The following is a 19,725-nucleotide window of genomic DNA, read 5'->3' as shown; positions in this document are numbered from 1 at the left end:
TTGCTAGGTCGATACTAATTACGCTACATTTCATTTTGGTCACTCCATGGTTAGATTGATTTGCTGAACACTTATCCAATCTTGGCACATTGTGATGCCTTCGTGGAGTGACCATCTCAGCACCCATAAACTTTGATAATTACTCTTCTATCTTTTAGTTATAATGTTTTACATGCTAATAGGTCGTTGTTATGACACAGTTTCGCTAATCTAAAACAGGTTAAAAGCTAACCCTACACAATTGCCGTGCAGGATATAACATCAACTAATTTTTTATTGAGGTAACCAATCTGAAATAGCTTTTCCTATTTCATGAGGGCTATCTTCTTGAATGAAATGATGCCCTTTAACAGTCACTTCTGTGAGGTTTGGCCAAGTGCGAACAAAGTCTCGAGCATAACCAACTAAAAATGCGCCTGGTTCTGCATTAATAAATAGCTTAGGTATGTCTTTTGAGTTCGCAAGATAATCTGCATAACTGGCTACTAAGGCAACCGTTTCAGTAGGCTGTCCTTCAATCGGTAACTCTCGAGGTCCTGCTAAAGTAGCACGACGATCTTCTCCTGAATTTAAGAATGGACGACGATATTCAGCATGTTCTTTATTACTTAATGTTCGAATTATTGCGCTTGGTAATAATGTTTCGATAAAAAAGTTATCTTCAAGTACTGTTTTATCACCTTCGTTTGAACGTAACATGCCAATAGGGGCGTCCAAGTCTTTAGGGAAGTCATTCCAAGTCGGAAAAGGGGTGACGATTGCCTCCATAAATGCGATTGCTTTTACAGCAGATTGATTGTGGTTTGCCCAATTAAAGCCAACACCTGAACCCCAATCATGCAAAACAAAAGTGACGTTATTATCCACACCTAACGCTTCTAGCAATGCTGAAGTGTATTTTGTGTTCTCTGAAAGTGAGTAGTTACCGTCCTTGGTTTTATCCAGTTTGTCACTATCTCCCATCCCGATCATATCAATAGCAATTAGACGACCTCTACCTTCTAAGTGAGGCATGATATTTCGCCATAAATAAATCGATGTAGGGTTACCATGTAAAAATACAATGGGATCGCCTGTACCTTCATCAACATAGGCCATACGTTTACCTAATACGGTTTTAAATTGCTTCCTATAGCGTAATGTTTCTGTATCAATTTTCATGTTTGTTAATCGCTCCATCAATTGGGATTTAAAGGTGAATATTTTTGTTATAAAAGAATGAGCTGTATTAACAATGCCTTGTGATAACGGCTAAGCGTTCTTTCATCGGTTATGTTTAATCTCAGTATTATTCTTTTGTAAATATAGATGACTCAGTCATATAATATATTTTATGGTTTATGTTTGTCTATAGTTTTTTGTGATTGAGTCATATATAATTTAATTTTAAAAAATGACTCAATACTCAAAGTGGTTTTAGTATGAAAAATGACGATTACACAGCTAATTTACTAGGTGCTTTTGCTAGTATGATTTCAACGAGAATCGAACAGGGGATTACTGATTTAGGTGGACACAGTCTTAGTCATGAAACCGCTTTAGTCACCATTTATAATCATCCTAATGAAAGTATCGGTGTATTAAGTAAAGTCTTGGGGTTGACTCACTCAGGAGCAGTAAGATTAATTAATACGCTTGAAAAAGAGCAACTAGTACAACGATATAAGTGTGAAAATGATGCAAGAGCCATTGTGTTACGAGTTACCAATACAGGCCAGGAAAGAGCAAAAGAAGTATTACGTGTACGTGAACAAGTCACTACGCAAGTTTTGAATTTATTAACCATAGAGCAACAAGAAGTGCTTGTACCTATGCTTGAGAGTGTATTGGGTTCGTTTACTGAGGGGCAACAAGGTGCTCGTCGATTATGCAGAATGTGTAACGAACAGGTTTGCCGTCCGCAAGGTTGTCCTGTTGAAATAGCTGTCGCTAAGTAGTTAATGCATTTTCTATTTTCTTACTGGGCAAAAGAACTAAAGAACTAAAGAACTAAAGAACTTTTGAACATCCATAAATTTTAGCTCAATAAATCCCTTGTTTTTAGCCCTTTAATCCCACTTATGATTCAATTTAATCAGTTAGCTAATAAGGTTAAAATAATCTATTTAATCTCAAGTAAATGCAATCTTCTGTCATTTTTATTTAAATAAACGAATTGAAAATAAGTTATTCTATCGTCTCGTTATGCACTAGTGGTGATTTCATATGAGTGATGTTTATAAAGGTAGTTGTTTGTGTGGCGCTGTTATTTTTGTTGTTAATAGCTTTAATGATCAAGCTGCGAATTGTCATTGTACAATGTGCCGTAAGTTTCATGGTGCTGCATATGGAACATTAGTCGGAGTGTCGGGTTTGAACTGGATTTCAGGTAGAGATTATTTAAAAGAATTTACTGCGCCAAATGGTTCTGTTCGTACATTTTGCTCTAAGTGCGGTTCTAGTTTAGGGTTCCGTGTAAATGGTGCTTCTTTAAATGAAATAGAATTGGCAGTTGCAACTTTTGATAGTGACATTCCTGTTGTAATTGATGCTCATATTTATACCGACTACAAAGCAAATTGGTGTAAATTAGAAGATGAATTACCTAAACATCAGGAAGGGCGCTAATGCCTTATAATACCAAAAGAATTAATAAGGTGATCATTCTTGCTGGTTAAAACCACCCCTAACTGCGTTGTGAGTTTTGAAGTGAGAACACCTATCTCCTACAATTCACGCCTTATTAGCGTTAATTTTCCCTACGCAATCTCTGATCACTTATTTAATTCCATTTTTATAAAGTTGTTTAGCAATACGTCCTTAGATAGACAGTTAGTAAAAAATTAATTATTAATTGAAGGAAATACAGAGTTTGATCTTTCATTTTGCATTAATTAATTCTGAGTTAGTTGATTGGAGGTATATGCTCAATATCAGAATATATAGCTATATTAGCTTTCATGACGCGGTATCAAGAAATTAGACTATCTATAAATAGCGTAAAATTGTATTACTTATTTGAGAGTTAAGAATTAATACGATAACAATATCGTATTAATTCTTGGTTTTTTAGCAATATATTTTTAACTGTATGATGCTTCAAGTACTTGTGCTGCACTGAATAGTGTCATTTCGTCATGATATTTTGCAATTAGCATTGCGCCGATTGGACGGTCATCTGAGGTTTTCCCTACAGGAACTGATATAGAGGGGTGTCCTGTTGCGCAAGTTGGAGCTGTATTCCCTACCATTTCAAATGCGCGTGCAATAATTTCCTCTGCACCTGCATCTTTTTCCGGCAAACGTGTTGCAGCCATTGGCGTTGTTGGCATTAATAATACATCTACTTCTGATAATGCTCGATCATAATCGGCGGTCATTAAACGGTTAAGGTTTTGGGCTTTGCCGTAATAGCGTCCTTTCGTTCTTGATGATGTAAAATGTCCGGTTAGCATGCCTAGTTTCATTGTTTCTGATAATTCATCAGCCTTTTCTTTCCAATTGGATTGCGCATCCATTAGACCTTCTACAAAAAGGCCTTTCATATTGGTTCCGTATGAATTATTTCGCATCATTAAATCATAAGTTCCCTCAAGAAAAATAGGTGTCCATATCGCAGCACCAACAGCATGTAATGGTATAGAAACAGTGTGGATAATAGCGCCTTCTGCTTCTAGTTTTTTAGCGGCTTCCATTACTCGCTCATCAACTTCTATTTCAGCACCGGGTGTGCCGAAGCCTTCAGGTACAATTCCTACACGTAAGCCTTTAACTCCTTTATTAACGGCTTCGCTATAAGGTTGAGATACAGCCCCTTTTTGACGAGGGTCTAGCCCGTCAGCCCCAGCCATTACTTCTAACATTAAAGCATTATCTACAACGGTACGTGTTATTGGACCTGCATGATCTAATGTTAGCTCCACGGCAAAAATTCCAGTATAAGGCACCAAGCCATGTGTAGGTTTTAAGCCGACAATGCCACAATATGAAGCGGGAATACGAATTGATCCACCCTGATCGCCACCCGTTGCCATATCAACTATACCAGCAGCAACCAAAGCGCTTGAACCAGACGAGGAGCCGCCAGCATTAAACCCTGGTACGGTAGGATTTTCAACATATCCATTATGTGAAGTGTGGCTTCCTCCTGATGCACAATAATATTCACAATTAGATTTACCGAGGATTGTTCCTCCTTCATCTAGAAACCGTTGAACGATGGTAGCGTCGACATCAGGTATATAACCTTCTAAAATTGAAGTTCCATTTGACATGGGGACGCCTGCAACACATACGTTATCTTTTATTGCGATTGTTTTACCAGAAAGTTTACCGTCACTTGCTCCTTGAATTGTTGTTTTAACTGCCCATGCATTATAAGGGTTATTTTCTGAGGAAGGTTTTATGCCTGAATGGCGAGGGTATTTTACTTCAGGTAATTGAATATCCATGCTGTCTACAAGATCAAATGCATCAAGTTGCCCCTGCATTAATTTATGATAAGTAGTAGCTTCTGACTCTGTAAAATGAATGCCTATTTCTAAAGCCGCTGTTTTTACTTCTTCAACCGTAGGTCGTTTAATTGACATAATGCTTTCCTTTGCTAAGAGTTATCAAATATGATTAATGATCAAATTGCATAATTTAAGGCGCTTTCATACTCACTAAAAATAAGAAATAAGTCAATAAACGTGATCGATACTTTTTTATTGAGTTAATGTTGTTGACATATTGTTGATTGTTATTTTTAGGTTTGTTCTGTTTTTACTAAAAGTATGCAGCTAGCAGGCATTTTGACATCTTATATTTTCTAACTTATATTTTTAATTACGTTGCTTTTACCTGTTAAAAGCCGTTGTGATGAAAGGCTCTGTATTCGTAAAAACTATTACCTAATACTCTTGAGTCACGGATGTTTGCTTGTTCATTTATCTTTAATATCATTAGCTTTCATTATTTTTAGTTACGATTTTCTTCTCATTTACATCGTGTAAACAGTCAAATTTTTGATGTTTTTAAATGCGGCAATGAATTTAATTTAAGGTAAATTTGATTTTTTTAAGAGTAAAATGTTAGGGATAACATCAGTTTTAAACTCATAGTGCTAAAAGAAATTGTTAATTTGTATCGTAGTATGCGTTAATAATAGCAGTCACGTTAATTAAGTGATTGTTATTAAATACGAAAAAATTGTGGAAGTGACTATGAAAAAATAATAGAGGCCTCCAAATACTTATCATCTCAAATAGCTATCTTTTTTGACACATCAACGCCAATAATCATATTTAATTGTTTCATTTAATGAAATAATTAATTTTGAAAATAGCTCATGTTTATTAAGGATTCATAATGAAAAGACTTATTTTAGTTACCTCTCCGCCAGCAAGTGGCAAAACCTATATTTCTAAAAAGTTAGCAAAAGCACTTAAGCATGTTGTGTATTTAGATAAAGATACATTGATTGTTTTATCACATCAGATTTTCAAAGTGATGAATGAAGAAGTGAATCGAAGCTCTGATTTTTTTGAAGAGTATATTCGTAATTACGAGTATGACGCAGTGTTAGCATTAGCGATGGAAGCGCTAGAATATGACGATATTGTATTGATTAACGCACCATTTACCCGTGAAATTAGAGATACTGCTTTTATTGATAATTTAAAAAATCAACTCATTGAAAAAAATGCACGCTTAACTGTCGTTTGGGTAATGACTGATGTTGATGTAGTTAAAAGTCGTATGATTGAAAGAAACTCTTCAAGAGATACCTGGAAGTTGGAAAACTGGGATGAGTATATTGAAGGCGTTGATTTTTCTATCCCGTTGAGTATCGATAATCCAGATATCGTTGATGATTTATTACTATTTAAAAATTCAAACCAAGATGAATATGAAACCTCATTAAAAGAACTTGTTTCTATTTTAGAAAAAGAACAGTCATTAAATAGAGAATAAATCTAATTCTTGGTTTATTTGAGAAAAATATAATCAATGCCGTGTTAATAATATAGTTTGTATTCAATCACAGATTAGGTCCAATATTAACGATCCCTGATCTGTTTTATTGCATTACGCTTATATTATCTAGCACTGTGATTAATATAAGAAACTACATAACTACATAACTACATAACTACATAACTACATAACTACATAGAAACTAAATGTAGTTATGTAAATCATATAGCTATGTAAGTATGGGCAACCATGAAAACAAACGATTTCAATCAATTATTAACAGAGGTGCGTGCTTGCACCATTTGCGAACCTAACTTGAAAGAGGGTGTTCGTCCTGTTTTGCAAGTTAATCAGCATGCTAAAATTCTTATTGCTGGGCAAGCGCCTGGTTCAAAAGTCCATGCAACAGGTATTCCGTTCGATGATCCGAGTGGTGACCGATTAAGGACATGGATGGGGGTTGATAAAGACACTTTCTATAATTCACAAAAAATAGCTATATTACCCATGGCTTTTTGTTATCCAGGAAAGGGGAAATCAGGTGATTTAGCACCTCCAGCAATATGTGCAGAGACTTGGCGTAACAAATTACTTGAAGCTATGCCGGAGATTCAGCTCACACTTGTCATAGGGCAATATGCTTTGGCATGGCATTTAGAAAACCGAGAGAAAAATCTTACCGAAACAGTCAAGAACTGGGCTGCTTATGGAGAGCAAGTTATGCCTCTTCCACACCCAAGTCCGCGCAATAATATCTGGTTAAAAAAGAATCCGTGGTTTGAAGTGGATGTGTTAACGGTGTTAAAAAATAGAGTTCATAACATTCTCAAATAGATTTTTAGCTTACTAAATCCATATTTTTGTTATTTTTCTTTAGCTTTAAAAAGCGAGTTATGCATAGATGTAAACTCAAGCTATGCCATTAAATAAAAGAACGTAAACATTTATATATAAAAGAATGCAATACATATAAATTTAATAATTTATCATTATTGCTTAACCTTCTTCATAAAATAGGTTTCTTTAAGTCTTTGGTTATTTCACTGACTAGGGCGGCATCTTTTAATGTGTTTTTGATCTCGTAAAGTTTTCACTACGTATTTAAAAATAGAGGGTATGACACTATCAATAAGTGTTTTATCGATATAGTTTGTCATGCTTAACGTTTGGTTTTTTACTTAATGTTAGGTAGCCTTGAAAAGAATTTTCGGATATTGCTAAAACGTTGGCACGCTAGCACCATTGAATACATCTCTATCTGTTTATTATTTTTTACTCGTTTGTTTTTAATAGGATCTTAAGTTGATTTCATCTTGTTTTCGTCATGTGTTTATTAGTTCTATTGTGCTCCTCACTGCTTGTAGCCAATCAAATATAGACCCTAATTATCAAGTGTCAGAGTCATTGCCTAATTATTCTCAACACAATTTTCAACAATATATTACAGAAACAAAAGAGTGGTTATTGGCACATCGAGTCTTTAAAACCGATGATATTGAAAAAGAATTACAAGCGAACCTTCCTTTCGAATTAATACCTGAAAACCCAAATGGAGGTGCCGTACTGTTAGTGCATGGTTTGGGTGATTCTCCCTATTCGTTTACGGATGTGGCGAAGCATTTAGTTTCACAAGGTTACCTTGTTAGAACGGTGTTATTACCCGGACACGGTAGTAAAGCAGGAGATTTAATGTTACCCACAGAGAAAGATTGGCAAGGGGTAGTGAATCATCATATTGCACTATTAAAACCGAGGTCAAATAAGCTTTGGTTAGGTGGTTATTCCACAGGCGCAAACTTGGTGACGTCTGAGGCATTACATGACGATAGCATAGAAGGGGTATTACTTTTTTCGCCTGCTTTTAAACCAGATTCATCAGCCGTAAAATGGGCTAACCTCGCCAGTTACGTGGTGACATGGGCTGATCAAGATCCTGAAACCAATTATACGCGTTACAACTCTTTGCCAATGCATGGTGCTGCTGTTTATTACGATACCGTCAAAACGGTACAAGCTGATTTGGAGCATATCACTTACAATAAGCCAGTTTTCATGATGATGAGTGAAGGTGATAGTGTTATTGATACTGTATTTCCCACCAACGTATTTCAAAAACAATTTACCAATGAAAATAATCAGCTGATATGGCTAGGTGAGGATGATTTGTCAATCCCTAACAGCACTCGGTTCAGCATGGAACGCCCTGATTTACACATTGTTAATAGCTCTCACATGGGGTTATTATTTTCTCCAGATAATGTTGAATATGGCGTAGAGGGCAATATCATAATATGTAATAATGGACAGACTAAAGAACAAGAAACATCTTGTGAACAGGGCGATGATGTTTGGTTTTCTTCTTACGGTTGGGCAGAGAAAGGTAAAACGCTTGCTCGCTTAACTTATAATCCTTATTTTGAACAAAGTATGAAAAAACTAGATAGCGTGATGAGTAGCGAACGCTAGTTTTCAATAAAACTAACTGAAACTAGACTCATAGTTTTTATGGTTGCTCACGACAATTATGCATTTTAGTTACGTCACGTTATCTGTGGGTCAATTGTTGTTATGGTTCATCGAACAGTAAATTATTTGAATGTGCTATTTGAATGTGCTATTTGAATAAGCTATTTGAAAAAATATTTAAACACTCTATATAAATTCTGGAAATTATACGTTCTAGGCTTCCGTTAACTTTGATTGATGATGCTTCCCACTCTATCTTTTACAGAGGCATATTGTGCACTTGGAGATAGTTTGTTATCGCTCAATTTCGACATTCTCGACAATCAGCAATCTCGCTGTCTGATACGCCTTACTACCGTTGTATTTCCGCTGTGTTCAACATGCTTCTTGTGCGGTGCAAAGCCGTTATTTTATATGCTCTGTTTCGCTTCTACATGCGTTAATCGTTGTTAGTCGTTGGATGATTTTTATCCCATTTAATGCTCATTTAATTTCTGTACTTAGTTGACGTAAGTCTCATTTTTTACATAAATGTGATATTTGTCATATTTATGTCATAATTTTTTACTTATATTGATTCTCCTAATTGGTATTACTTTTAGTCAAAACAGACATCTATGGAGAGAATAATGCAAATTTCAAATTGTAAGTCACTAATTGCAGTCGGTTTTACCTTATGTGTAACAGCACAATCAGTGAATGCTGAAACACTACGCTTATTAACTTGGGGCGGTTATGCGCCAAAAACAGTTGTTGATATGTTTAAGGCCGAAACTGGAATAGATGTTGAGGTAACTAAATCTAATAACGAAGACATGATTGCTAAACTTTCAGCGACGCGTGGCGGTGGTTTTGATCTGGTTCAACCTAGCCAAGATAGAATAGCGAGTGCACAAGCTGAGTTTAATATCTATAAACCGATTGATTTGTCTAAGATAGATAATAAGTTGTTTGTGACGAGCATGCTTGATTCAACATTAAAGTCATCAACGTATGACGGTAAAGCCTATGGTGTGCCACACATCTGGGGCACTTCTGGTTTAATTGTTAACTCAGAAACCGCGGCTGATGTAAAAGATTATGCTGACCTGTGTAACGATACCTATAAAGGAAAAGTGACTTACCGTTTAAAACGTCCTACTTTAATCGCATTTGCGTTTTCCATGGGGTTAGATCCATTTGCAGCTTATAACGACCCTGTAGAGTATGAAAAAATTATGTTACAAGTGCAGGATAAGTTAATCAGTTGTAAAGGTAACGTTAAAGCGTATTGGTCTGGTGGTGATGCCATGAAGAACTTAATGCGTAGTAATGAAACCGTTGCTGCAATGGCTTGGGATGCAGGCGGCTGGCAATTAAATGATGATAATAAAGCGATTAACTTTGTTGCTCCAACATCGGGGGCATTAGGCTGGATAGATGCATTTGTAATACCGCGTAAAAGTAAAAATGAAGCGGCTGCTTATAAATGGATAAATTTTGTTATGCAACCAAAAATAGCGGCGTTGATTACTGATTCTGCTGGTAATTTCACGGCTTCAAAAGGGGCTGATGAATTTGTGAATGCACCATTAAGAGCTAAGTATCAATCAAGCTTTGATACTGCCTCTGTTGATAACATTAAATGGTACCCACCTGTGCCTGCTGGTTTAGAAATAATTGAAGGCAAAGTCTTAGATCGCGTTAAAGCGGCAAAATAGCATTCAGTATTTTAATTAGTCTTATTTAGGTGTCACTTTGGTTGCACCTAAATTTTTTATTTATTGTAAAAACCATTCAATCATTAATTAGGAATTCATTTGCTTAATCATACGGATTTTGATTTGCAATGCACTGATCTCGTTAGACAGTTTGATGATTTCACTGCCGTTGACCAAGTCTCATTTGCCATCAAAAAAGGCAGTTTCTTTTCTATTTTAGGGCCTTCTGGTTGTGGTAAAACCACTCTGCTACGCATGCTAGCAGGATTTGATGATCCAACATCGGGTGATATCTTCATCAAAGGTAAATCGATGATTGGCGTACCGCCGAATAAGCGCCCAGTGAATATGGTCTTCCAGCATTTAGCGCTGTTCCCGAATATGAATGTGTCAGAAAATATTGCCTATGGTTTACACCGTCAAGGTATTAATAAAGTTGAAATAAAGCACAAAGTAGATCAAGTTTTAGCGCGGGTTAACCTGAGTGGTAGCGGACAAAAGGAAATATCACAATTATCTGGTGGGCAAAAACAACGTATTGCGATTGCTCGGTGTTTGGTGTTGAACCCAGATGTTTTATTGTTGGATGAACCGTTAGGCGCATTAGATCTGAAGTTGCGCGAACACATGAAAGTGGAGCTTAAAAAACTGCAACAAGAGTTCGATACCACCTTTGTTTATATTACTCATGACCAATCTGAAGCATTAGTGATGAGTGATCAGGTTGCGGTGATGAATCATGGTCAATTTCAACAAGTAGGTGATCCCCAACAGTTATATTTTCAACCAGATAATGCGTTTGTAGCAGGTTTTGTTGGTGATAGTAATAAATGGTCGGCCACGGTCATTGATATTTTATCGGATTCATTACAAGTAAAAACAACAACAGGATTCATCTTATATACAAAAAAATCAGATGAGAAAGCCTTTATTATTGGTTCTGAAGTGGAGGTGTTTATACGTCCAGAGGCTATCCATATCTCACAGGTGTCAGCCCCTAAAGCAGATCAAAACCAATTAACGGCTACAGTGAATAATATTTTATTTGATGGTGCAAACAGCCAGTTATTAGTTGAGGAGCAAACTTCTCGTGAAGAGATAAAGGTTAAATTGCCTCAAACGGCGGAATTTATACATTTGAAAAAAGGTGATAATTTACAAATATCATTTCCTAAGCAGCAAGTTAATGTCTTTCCCAAATTACAGGATAAATAACCAAGATGATGACGAAAGGGAAATCAAAAACACCGCTTAAATTAGGCTTATTGTTACTACTCTGTCCTCTTTTATTATGGTTAGTGTTGTTAGTTATTTTACCGCAGTTGACCATGTTAAATATTTCGTTACAAGAACGTGTCGCGCCACGCATTTATGAATATGGTTTTAGTAATTACATTGAATTTTTTACTGAACCTCTTTATTGGAATACCTTCTTACGCACGGCAGTGATGTCGATCATAGCCACTGTATTAACCTTAATCATTGCTTTTCCAATTTCATATTACATCGCAAAAATGTTACGAGGCCGAGCCAAAGGGTTGCTGTTGGTGCTTTGTTTAATTCCATTTTGGGTCAGTGAGTTAGTAAGAACTTATGGTTGGATGATCTTGTTGCGTGAAAGTGGGGTAGTGAGCTCCTTTTTACAATACATAGGTATGACAGAAGGACCTATTGAGTTCCTTTATACCGATGCAACCATCATGTTGGGGTTGGTCTATAGCAGCATGTTATTTATGGTTGTGCCGTTAACATCAACCTTAGAAAGCCTGGACGATAGTTATATTGAAGCGGGATATGATTTAGGAGGCAATGGTTTATCTGTTTTTTGGCAAATCATTGTACCGCATGCTAAACCTGCCATTATATCCGGTTGTATTGTGGTATTTATGCTGACATTGGGTAATTATTTAACGCCTATTTTACTCGGAGGTAAATCCAGCCTATGGTTTACGGAGCAGATATTTACGCAATTTATTACCCGATTTAACTGGCAACAGGGCTCGGCATTTGGTGTTTTACTCTTAAGTATTTCTTCTTTAATTGTGTGGTTGGGTTTGAAACTTAGTCGTCAATCTTTCAGTAAAGTAATGTCGTAGGAGACGCCGTATGATCCCATCGATTCCTCAGTCGACACTCTTTAAGTCTAGTTTTAGGCTTTATGCTTTTATCTTCTTTGCTTTTTTAATGGCTCCTTTAGTAGTTGTTGCTGTATTTGCATTCAATGACAGTATGTTTCCCTCTTTGCCTTGGCATGGTTTTACTTGGGATTGGTTTTTCTCAGATAGTGAACCAAAGTTAGGATTATTTCATGACCCTCAGTTATACCAATCAATCGCAACTAGCTTTCTCGTTGCAACTTGCACCACGGTTTTAGCGGTCGCATTAGCGGTTAATAATGCTTTTTTGTTTGAGCGATCAACATTCCGAGGAAAAAGTATTTTATATATGTTGATGTTATTGCCATTGGTAATACCCGGGGTTATTTTAGGTGTATCGATTTTAATCATGAGTTCGAGTATTGCTAACTATTTTGATGATGTGTGGGCAATTGATATTGAACTATTGAGACCAGGTTTAACGTTAGTTGTGATTGGTCAATTTGCTTTCATTACTACTATTTGCACATTAATTGTTGCTGCTCGGTTACGCAATTTTGATTTAAGTTTGGAAGAAGCTGCATTGAACTTAGGGGCGAGCAAGTTACAAGCGATACGCACTATTACTATTCCTTATCTGTTACCTGCAATTATTGGTGCTGCGGTGATCAGTTTTTTAATGTCTTTCGAAAACTTCAATACCACCTTGATGCTGGTAGGCTCAGATAGCCCGTTAACCATCACCCTTTATGACCGATTACGAGAGGGAGCGACACCTGTTATTAATGTTGTGTCATTATTATTAATGTTAGCGAGTGTTGTTTTGGCATTAGGTAACTACTTTTTAACAGGCAGAAAAAGTACGGCCGAATAAAGATGATGTAACAAGGATGTTCGCTTTTAGCTGCTCTGAAGTTCTTAATATGATTTGTTTAAGACTATGTAACAACTTAAGTTAATGAATAAGAAGCCACTCAATGAGTGGCTTCTTTGTATTTTCTGATTATATTGTTATTAAGCGGTTGCCTCATCAACTAGGTATAAGATGGATTGATAAGGGATACCACTATGGTGTGATAGGCCTATTTCACAGGTACGGCTATTACTAAATCCTCGTTTACAATGTTCAGGCACTTGATCTTTGAGTGTATGAACAGCCGCTGCGTTTAGTTCTGGCGTGGTGAATCCTTTATCACCCGCCCATCCACAACATTGAATATGCTCTGGGACAATCACATCACTTGCACAGGATTTAGCTAATGTCAGCATGCTATTTTCTAATCCCATCCGTTGAGCACTACAAGTAATATGCAGCATCACCGTTTCTTTGATAGGCGAAAATTGTAAGTGTGACAGTAAGTATTTAAGTACAAATCCAGTCGGTTCTAATACTTCCATCGCATGTGTAAACTTATCGATACTTTGTTTAGCACAAGGGCTGGTGTCCATTAAAATTGGCCATTTCCCCTGTTCGCTGGCTTCCCATAGTGCGGCTTCTAATTGCTGCGACTTTTGCAATGCAAGTTCACTCATTCCTTTGCTGTCGTATGGCATTCCACAACATTGATCTGTTAAAGACTCTGGAATGATAATGTCAAAGCCTGCTTTTTTAATTAATGATTCAGTGACTTCAGTTAATGGACGACTATCGCTATTATTCGCTTGCTGTCCCATGGTTCGCGCCGCACATGACGGGAAATAAACGACTTTTTTGCTGTCTTTATTTTCTTTATTTTGGCTAAAAGTACTGCTCACTTTATGCTTGTTAGCGGTAGGCATTTCAGGGATCCACATTGGCGTTTTCCCTGCGCTTAAGCTACGCACTTTATTCGTGACTTTCGCGACGGTTTTATCGCCTAAGGTTTTTTGAGCAACGCTGCTCACTTTAAGTCCCATTGATGCCATTTTAGTGGTGGCGGTGAAATGGTCTGCCGTCCAACGGGCAATAGGTGTGAATTTTTTATATTTACTGGTGCGTAATTTTTTAACTAAATCACCCGTATTAATACCAACCGGGCAGCGTTCAGAACATAAACCTGTTGCCGCACAAGTGTCTATACCTTGGTATTCAAAAACATCGCGTAATGCTTTAGCATCTTCTGTCTCGTTATTATTTTCTCTACGCTGTAGTTCGCGATACAACACAATACGTTGACGTGGCGACAAGCTGAGTGTTCTTGAAGGGCATACTGGTTCACAAAAACCACATTCAATACAGCGGTCAATCAAGTCATCCGCTTTAGGCATTGGTTTTAGGTTTTTAAGATGCGAAATAGGATCATCGTTAATAATGACACCTGGATTTAGTATGCCTCTAGGATCAAACAATGCTTTTATTTTTTGCATTAAAGCATAACCGTCTTTACCCCATTCGAGTTCAACATAGGGGGCCATATTACGGCCTGTACCATGCTCTGCTTTTAATGAACCTTGATATTTTACTGCCACTAATTGCGCCACAGCATCCATGAAATCGCCATAACGTTTTATTTCTGCTGGCGCATCGAAACTTTGAGTGAATACAAAATGTAAATTACCTTCAAGTGCATGCCCGAAAATAATGGCTTCGTTGTAATTGAATTGCTCAAATAGCGTTTGTAAATCATGTACGCCTGCAGCTAAATGTTCGACAGGAAAAGCAACGTCTTCAATAATAACGGTTGTACCGACTTCTCTTACTGCGCCAACGGCAGGGAACATGCCTTTACGAATGCCCCATAAGGTAGCCACCATATTGGCATCTGTGGTAAAAGAGACTGATTCTATAACGTTAAATTGAGCGACCGTTTGCATTATGGCCTGACATTGTTGATCTAATTGCGCTGTATCACTTGCCCGAGACTCTATTAAGAGGGTACCTGCTTGTAAATCTAATGTTTCAAGGAAACTAGGCATGCCTGGTTTATCGGCGACTGAGCGCATTGCTCTGCCATCCATCATTTCTACTGCTGAAACAGGCTCTTTGGTTAATGCGGTTACCGCTTTACTTGCTTCTTCAATATTATTAAATACGATTAATGCAGAGGCTTTGTGAGGATGTTCAATCACAGTGTTATAGGTAATTTCAGCAATAAAGCCGAGTGTACCTTCTGAGCCGATCATTAAATGTTTGATTACTTCAATAGGGTCTGAGTAATCGACTAACGAATTAAGCGAATATCCGGTTGTGTTTTTGAGACGATATTTATGATTAATACGCTCTGTTAATTCAGCATTATTGGCAACATCTGCACATAGTGCTTCAATGCCTGAGATTAACGCGGGTTGCTTTAACGTGAAAGCGGCAATACTGTCTTTATCAGCGGTATCGAGTAATGTGCCATCTGAAAAAACTAACTTCATACTATCAATCGTGCGGTAAGAGTTTTGTGCTGTACCGCAACACATACCACTTGCATTATTAGCAGCAATGCCCCCGATTTTACAGGCATTGATAGAGGCTGGATCTGGCCCTATTTTGCGTCCAAATGAAGCAAGGTATTTATTTGCATCAGCGCCGATTACGCCCGGTTGCAATGTGATTTTGTGTCCATCATCGTGTATTTCATGTCCACGCCAATCATCGGTTAAGGTAATTAATACTGAGTCAGATACTGCTTGGCCTGAGAGGCTGGTGCCCGCCGCACGAAATGTACAGGCGATGTTTAGTTGGCCGCAGGCTTTAATGGTAAAAATGACTTCATCAATGTTTTTTAAGCGTAAGACCATCTTGGGAATTAAACGGTAAAAACTGGCATCAGTCCCGTAGGCAAGTCGTAATGCTTGATCGGTATAAATTCTATCTTGGTCGATATGCTGCAACAACATGTCTTCTAATTGTTGGTAGGGTTGTTGACTGTTTTTCATTATAAATCCTCAATGTGAATTGCAACGAATTGACTAATAAGGTGTGTGCCATAAATAATTGCTTATTGAATGTCGATGGCATTAGACAGACTTAAAATTAATACACTATTCGTTGTATGTTATTTTATATTTTCTTGTTTACTTAAATTCAATCGTCAAAATTGACTGGTCTATTGCAAAATATTAAATAATTAACAGTGAATCGTTAAGGTGTACGGATTTAGTTCGTGTCTAAACCCGTTTAAACAAAATACCACTGTTATTTAGGCTACTCTTATCTACACTATTTTCTCTTACTATCTTCCTTGAGCAGACATCAAGCTATCACTAATGTTAAAACCATAAATGATAATTAAACCAATAATGCCGGTAGCTGCAACATAATAGAATGTTGGGATAATAGTTTTGCGTAGAATGATTCCCTCTCTACCTAATAAGCCAACTGTTGCAGAGGCTGCAACCACATTATGAATGGCAATCATGTTACCAGCTGCCGCACCAACGGCTTGCAGAGACACCATCGCTGTACTTGAAACGGCTAACGTTTGCGCAACTTCAAATTGAAATTGACTAAACATCATATTTGAAATGGTGTTTGACCCAGCAATAAATGCCCCTAATGCACCAATCGAAGCACTGAGTGCTGGAAATAAATCACCGACAAGATTTGCAGCAAAATTAGCCGTAGTGACAGGCATACTGGCTAAAGCAGCACCGTTAATGCCTGAGTTGATAAAAATACGTACCATCGGAATTGCAAATATTAATACAAAACCTGCCCCTATTAATGTTTTGCTTGATTCTTTAAATGCGCTACCTAATGGCTTGAAGCTTCGTGATTGTAATAAAACAGCCAATAGCGCAACAAAGACCAGAATACCACCTGGTAAATACAGCGGTTCAATAGCAGAACTTATCCCTGTTTCTCCTAAAATATTGGTAAATGATAAGCTGACACTTCTTAAAAAGTCTTTAAATTCAGCACTAACACGACTAATCACTAGAATAATGGCTAACAACAAATAAGGTACCCAAGCTAAAGCAAGGCTCATCTCTTTTTTCTTAGCTACTTTGTTAAGACCGTCTTTTAGGTCCATTTTAAGTGAGCCTAACCATTCCTTAGGCCACATTGCTTCCTCTTCAAAATCCCAACCTTTTTTAGGTACAAGGAATCCTTTTTTAGCGGCAGTTACAACAATAGTAAGGCTTATTAACCCCCCCATTAATGATGGGAATTCAGGACCAAGAAAAACACCTGTTAATGCATAAGGTACGGTGAATGCTAAGCCTGCAAATATGGCAAAAGGTAAAATGTTTAATGCTTCTGTCCAGCTTTTATTCTTGCCAAAAAAGCGTGTCAGCATCATTGCCATTAATACTGGTATGAAAGTCCCTACAACAGCATGAATGATAGCGACATTATTGGTTATTTCTTGCAAGTAAATGTCCCACGTTGACCCTCCAGATACCAATATTTCTGATATGTTATGAGTATCAAGGCCTTTGTTAACACCAACGATGATTGGCGTACCAACAGCACCAAATGAAACGGGTGTTGATTGAATCATCATGCCAATGACGACAGCAGCTAATGCGGGGAAACCTATAGCAACCAGGAGTGGCGCTGCGATAGCGGCTGGTGTACCGAATCCTGATGCGCCTTCAATGAATGAGCCAAAACACCAAGCGATGATGATAGCTTGAATACGGCGGTCAGGAGATATATTGATGAAGCCTGTACGAATAACATTAATGGCCCCGGTATGTTTCAATGTGTTGAGTAAAAAAATTGCACCGAATACAATCCATAATACCGATACTGTTATGAGTAACCCCTGTAAGGACGAGGCAATAATACGCGTTGAAGACATATCCCAAACAAAGAAAGCAATAACGGCTGTTAATACAAAGGCGACTGGCATTGCTTTTTTGGCTGGCCAATTTAGCCCAACTAATAAGATTGCCGCCATTACTATTGGTAAAAATGCAATTAATGCAAGTAACGTACTGTTCATCTATTTTTCCTTTTCTATATGACTGTTATGTCCCCATAACCATGACTAAAAACAGAGTGACATTAACGCGTCTTTCTTTGTTTTTTGTTGTGCATTTGTTAATGGATTGTGACGATACTCCTTTGTTTTTTCTCTATATATAGAGATAATGACAAACATTGTTTCCAAAACAGGTGTAATGATGACAAAGACTGATGATTTAATTCTATTTGTTCAAGTGGTAGAGCAGGGCTCATTTAGCAAAGTAGCAGAAATTAATTCCCTTACAAATTCAGTGGTTAGCAAACATATCGCCAGATTAGAAGAAGAGCTTGGCGTACAACTTTTATATAGAACAACGCGAAAATTAACACTGAGTGAAGCCGGGAAAGTGCTTTATCAAGGTGCTAAAAATGTGAGGCAGGCCGCAGTGGAAGCGATTGATGCGGTATATGGATATGCCGAAAGTATGGTTGGAAATATAAAAATGTCAGTGCCAACCATTTCTGGTGACCTTTTATTGGCGAACACTGTTGCTGAGTTTTGTAATATGCACCCTGGACTCACGGTCGACATGTCTATGAGAAATTCTTTTGTGGATTTAGTGGAAGGTGGCTACGATTTAGTGATTAGAACCGGCGATATGAACGACTCAAATTTAATCGCTCGCCACTTAATTGATTCTCAGTGGGTTATTTGTGTCGCCCCCGCTTATATTCAACGGTTTGGAAGACCCACTACACCAGAATCGTTAGTTAATCATAATTGCCTACAATACGCGTATCAAACAACAGGGGCCTCTGAGTGGGAGTTCAAAGGGAATAACAGTAATTATATTATTAAAGTGTCAGGGAACTTCACCACTAATAATGCGGGATCATTGCGAAAAATTGCATTAGGCGGGAATGGGGTGGCTTATGTGCCACGTTGTTTAGTGTATCAAGATATTTTGAAAGGCGACTTAATTGATATTTTTCCTGAGCAGGTAGGTAAGAAACTAGGTATTTATGCTGTTTATCCATTTACACGTCAGGCTCCGCTGAAGATTCGTATGTTGATTGAACATATTCGAGAAAGTTATTTAGCAATAGGTGAGTCTTTTTAGTGATTTAAGTGAGTTGGATTAACGACATCATCAATCTAGCGGCTAGCTTATCAAATTGCTAAGCCGCTAAGTCAGTAAATTATTGAGCTATTAAAGCTGTAGTTGTAATAGCAGTTGTAATAGCCAAAATCACTGTACCACTAAAAATCAATTTAACGCCTACCTAGTTAAGCTTGTAACTAACTACACCTTTAAGCAACTAAACCTCCAAGTAACTAAACTTGCAAGTAACTAAATCCTTAAGCCACTACACCTTTGAGCCACTAAATTTCTATATAGTTAGAACGCTATACTGTTAAACCTTCAGATCTTTAAATCATTGAGTTATTAAGTTAACGCATTGATTGATACTAAACGGCGCTGTCATTGTGATGGACTTTGCTAATACGTCTATTTTAATAACATTATGTTAACCACTTCTATTCATACTCTTTATTAATGAGCTTATGCCGCCTAAGAAATCATTTTTTTGAATGTTTTTTATGATGATGGCAAATGCCAAATGTGAATTAAATGTTGCTATTTTGTTGGTGAAATAATACTCAACAACTAGTGAAAATGTTATAAACGTGCGTTTCGTC

General features: G+C 37.3%; 14 protein-coding genes. 10 read left to right on the top strand and 4 right to left on the bottom strand.

All coding sequences use genetic code 11. The annotated features are described in order from the left end of the window. Nucleotides 1–273: 273 nt before the first annotated feature. Nucleotides 274–1,161 carry a haloalkane dehalogenase gene (locus SP041_RS07135; protein ID WP_025562941.1) on the bottom strand — a complete coding sequence of 296 codons (888 nt, stop codon included), beginning with the start codon at nt 1,159–1,161 and terminating at the stop codon, nt 274–276. Nucleotides 1,162–1,421: 260 nt separating this feature from the next. Between SP041_RS07135 and SP041_RS07130 the strand changes: the two genes are divergently transcribed. Together SP041_RS07130 and SP041_RS07125 are read left to right on the top strand one after the other, a co-directional pair. Further along, nucleotides 1,422–1,937, top strand: a complete 516-nt coding sequence (locus SP041_RS07130; protein ID WP_025562940.1) for a MarR family transcriptional regulator — start codon at nt 1,422–1,424, stop codon at nt 1,935–1,937. Nucleotides 1,938–2,205: 268 nt separating this feature from the next. Further along, nucleotides 2,206–2,607 (top strand): GFA family protein, encoded by a 402-nt coding sequence (locus SP041_RS07125; protein WP_025562939.1) that lies wholly within the window; start codon nt 2,206–2,208, stop codon nt 2,605–2,607. 455 nt (nt 2,608–3,062) lie between these two features. Here the strand turns inward: SP041_RS07125 and SP041_RS07120 are convergent, their stop codons facing one another. Then, nucleotides 3,063–4,568: an amidase gene (locus SP041_RS07120; protein ID WP_025562938.1), complete on the bottom strand. Its 1,506-nt coding sequence runs from the start codon at nt 4,566–4,568 to the stop codon at nt 3,063–3,065. 760 nt (nt 4,569–5,328) lie between these two features. On the opposite strand from SP041_RS07120, the gene SP041_RS07115 reads away from it, so the two are divergent. The 7 genes from SP041_RS07115 (at nt 5,329) to SP041_RS07085 (ending at nt 13,073) form a co-directional block, all read left to right on the top strand. After that, a complete protein-coding gene (locus SP041_RS07115; protein ID WP_025562937.1) occupies nt 5,329–5,934 on the top strand; it encodes an AAA family ATPase in 606 nt (201 codons plus the stop codon). Between the two features lie 252 nt (nt 5,935–6,186). Next, the gene (locus SP041_RS07110) at nt 6,187–6,771 is read left to right on the top strand and encodes a uracil-DNA glycosylase family protein (RefSeq protein ID WP_025562936.1); all 585 of its coding nucleotides are present in this window, start codon (nt 6,187–6,189) and stop codon (nt 6,769–6,771) included. A gap of 468 nt (nt 6,772–7,239) precedes the next feature. Next, the gene (locus SP041_RS07105; RefSeq protein ID WP_025562935.1) at nt 7,240–8,403 is read left to right on the top strand and encodes an alpha/beta fold hydrolase; all 1,164 of its coding nucleotides are present in this window, start codon (nt 7,240–7,242) and stop codon (nt 8,401–8,403) included. A gap of 629 nt (nt 8,404–9,032) precedes the next feature. Beyond that, on the top strand, nt 9,033–10,103 hold the full coding sequence (locus SP041_RS07100; protein ID WP_137297486.1) for an extracellular solute-binding protein: 1,071 nt from the start codon (nt 9,033–9,035) through the stop codon (nt 10,101–10,103). 99 nt (nt 10,104–10,202) lie between these two features. Next, nucleotides 10,203–11,318, top strand: a complete 1,116-nt coding sequence (locus SP041_RS07095; protein ID WP_025562933.1) for an ABC transporter ATP-binding protein — start codon at nt 10,203–10,205, stop codon at nt 11,316–11,318. Nucleotides 11,319–11,323: 5 nt separating this feature from the next. Beyond that, complete coding sequence (locus SP041_RS07090) at nt 11,324–12,199, top strand: ABC transporter permease (protein ID WP_240791430.1); 876 nt, start codon at nt 11,324–11,326, stop codon at nt 12,197–12,199. A 10-nt stretch (nt 12,200–12,209) separates the two neighbouring features. After that, nucleotides 12,210–13,073: an ABC transporter permease gene (locus tag SP041_RS07085; RefSeq protein WP_025562931.1), complete on the top strand. Its 864-nt coding sequence runs from the start codon at nt 12,210–12,212 to the stop codon at nt 13,071–13,073. 140 nt (nt 13,074–13,213) lie between these two features. Here SP041_RS07085 and SP041_RS07080 read toward each other — a convergent pair whose 3' ends face one another. Together SP041_RS07080 and SP041_RS07075 are read right to left on the bottom strand one after the other, a co-directional pair. Next, nucleotides 13,214–16,045 carry an FAD-binding and (Fe-S)-binding domain-containing protein gene (locus SP041_RS07080; protein ID WP_037047987.1) on the bottom strand — a complete coding sequence of 944 codons (2,832 nt, stop codon included), beginning with the start codon at nt 16,043–16,045 and terminating at the stop codon, nt 13,214–13,216. A gap of 296 nt (nt 16,046–16,341) precedes the next feature. Beyond that, entirely contained in the window at nt 16,342–18,060 is a 1,719-nt protein-coding gene (locus tag SP041_RS07075; protein WP_025562928.1) for an L-lactate permease, read from the bottom strand. A gap of 181 nt (nt 18,061–18,241) precedes the next feature. Between SP041_RS07075 and SP041_RS07070 the strand changes: the two genes are divergently transcribed. Continuing rightward, nucleotides 18,242–19,144 (top strand): LysR family transcriptional regulator, encoded by a 903-nt coding sequence (locus SP041_RS07070; RefSeq protein WP_025562927.1) that lies wholly within the window; start codon nt 18,242–18,244, stop codon nt 19,142–19,144. Nucleotides 19,145–19,725: the final 581 nt, after the last annotated feature.

The sequence above is a fragment of the Psychromonas sp. SP041 genome (assembly GCF_000470315.2).
Classification (GTDB): Bacteria; Pseudomonadota; Gammaproteobacteria; order Enterobacterales; family Psychromonadaceae; genus Psychromonas.
This window is presented reverse-complemented; position numbering and strand designations above follow the sequence as displayed.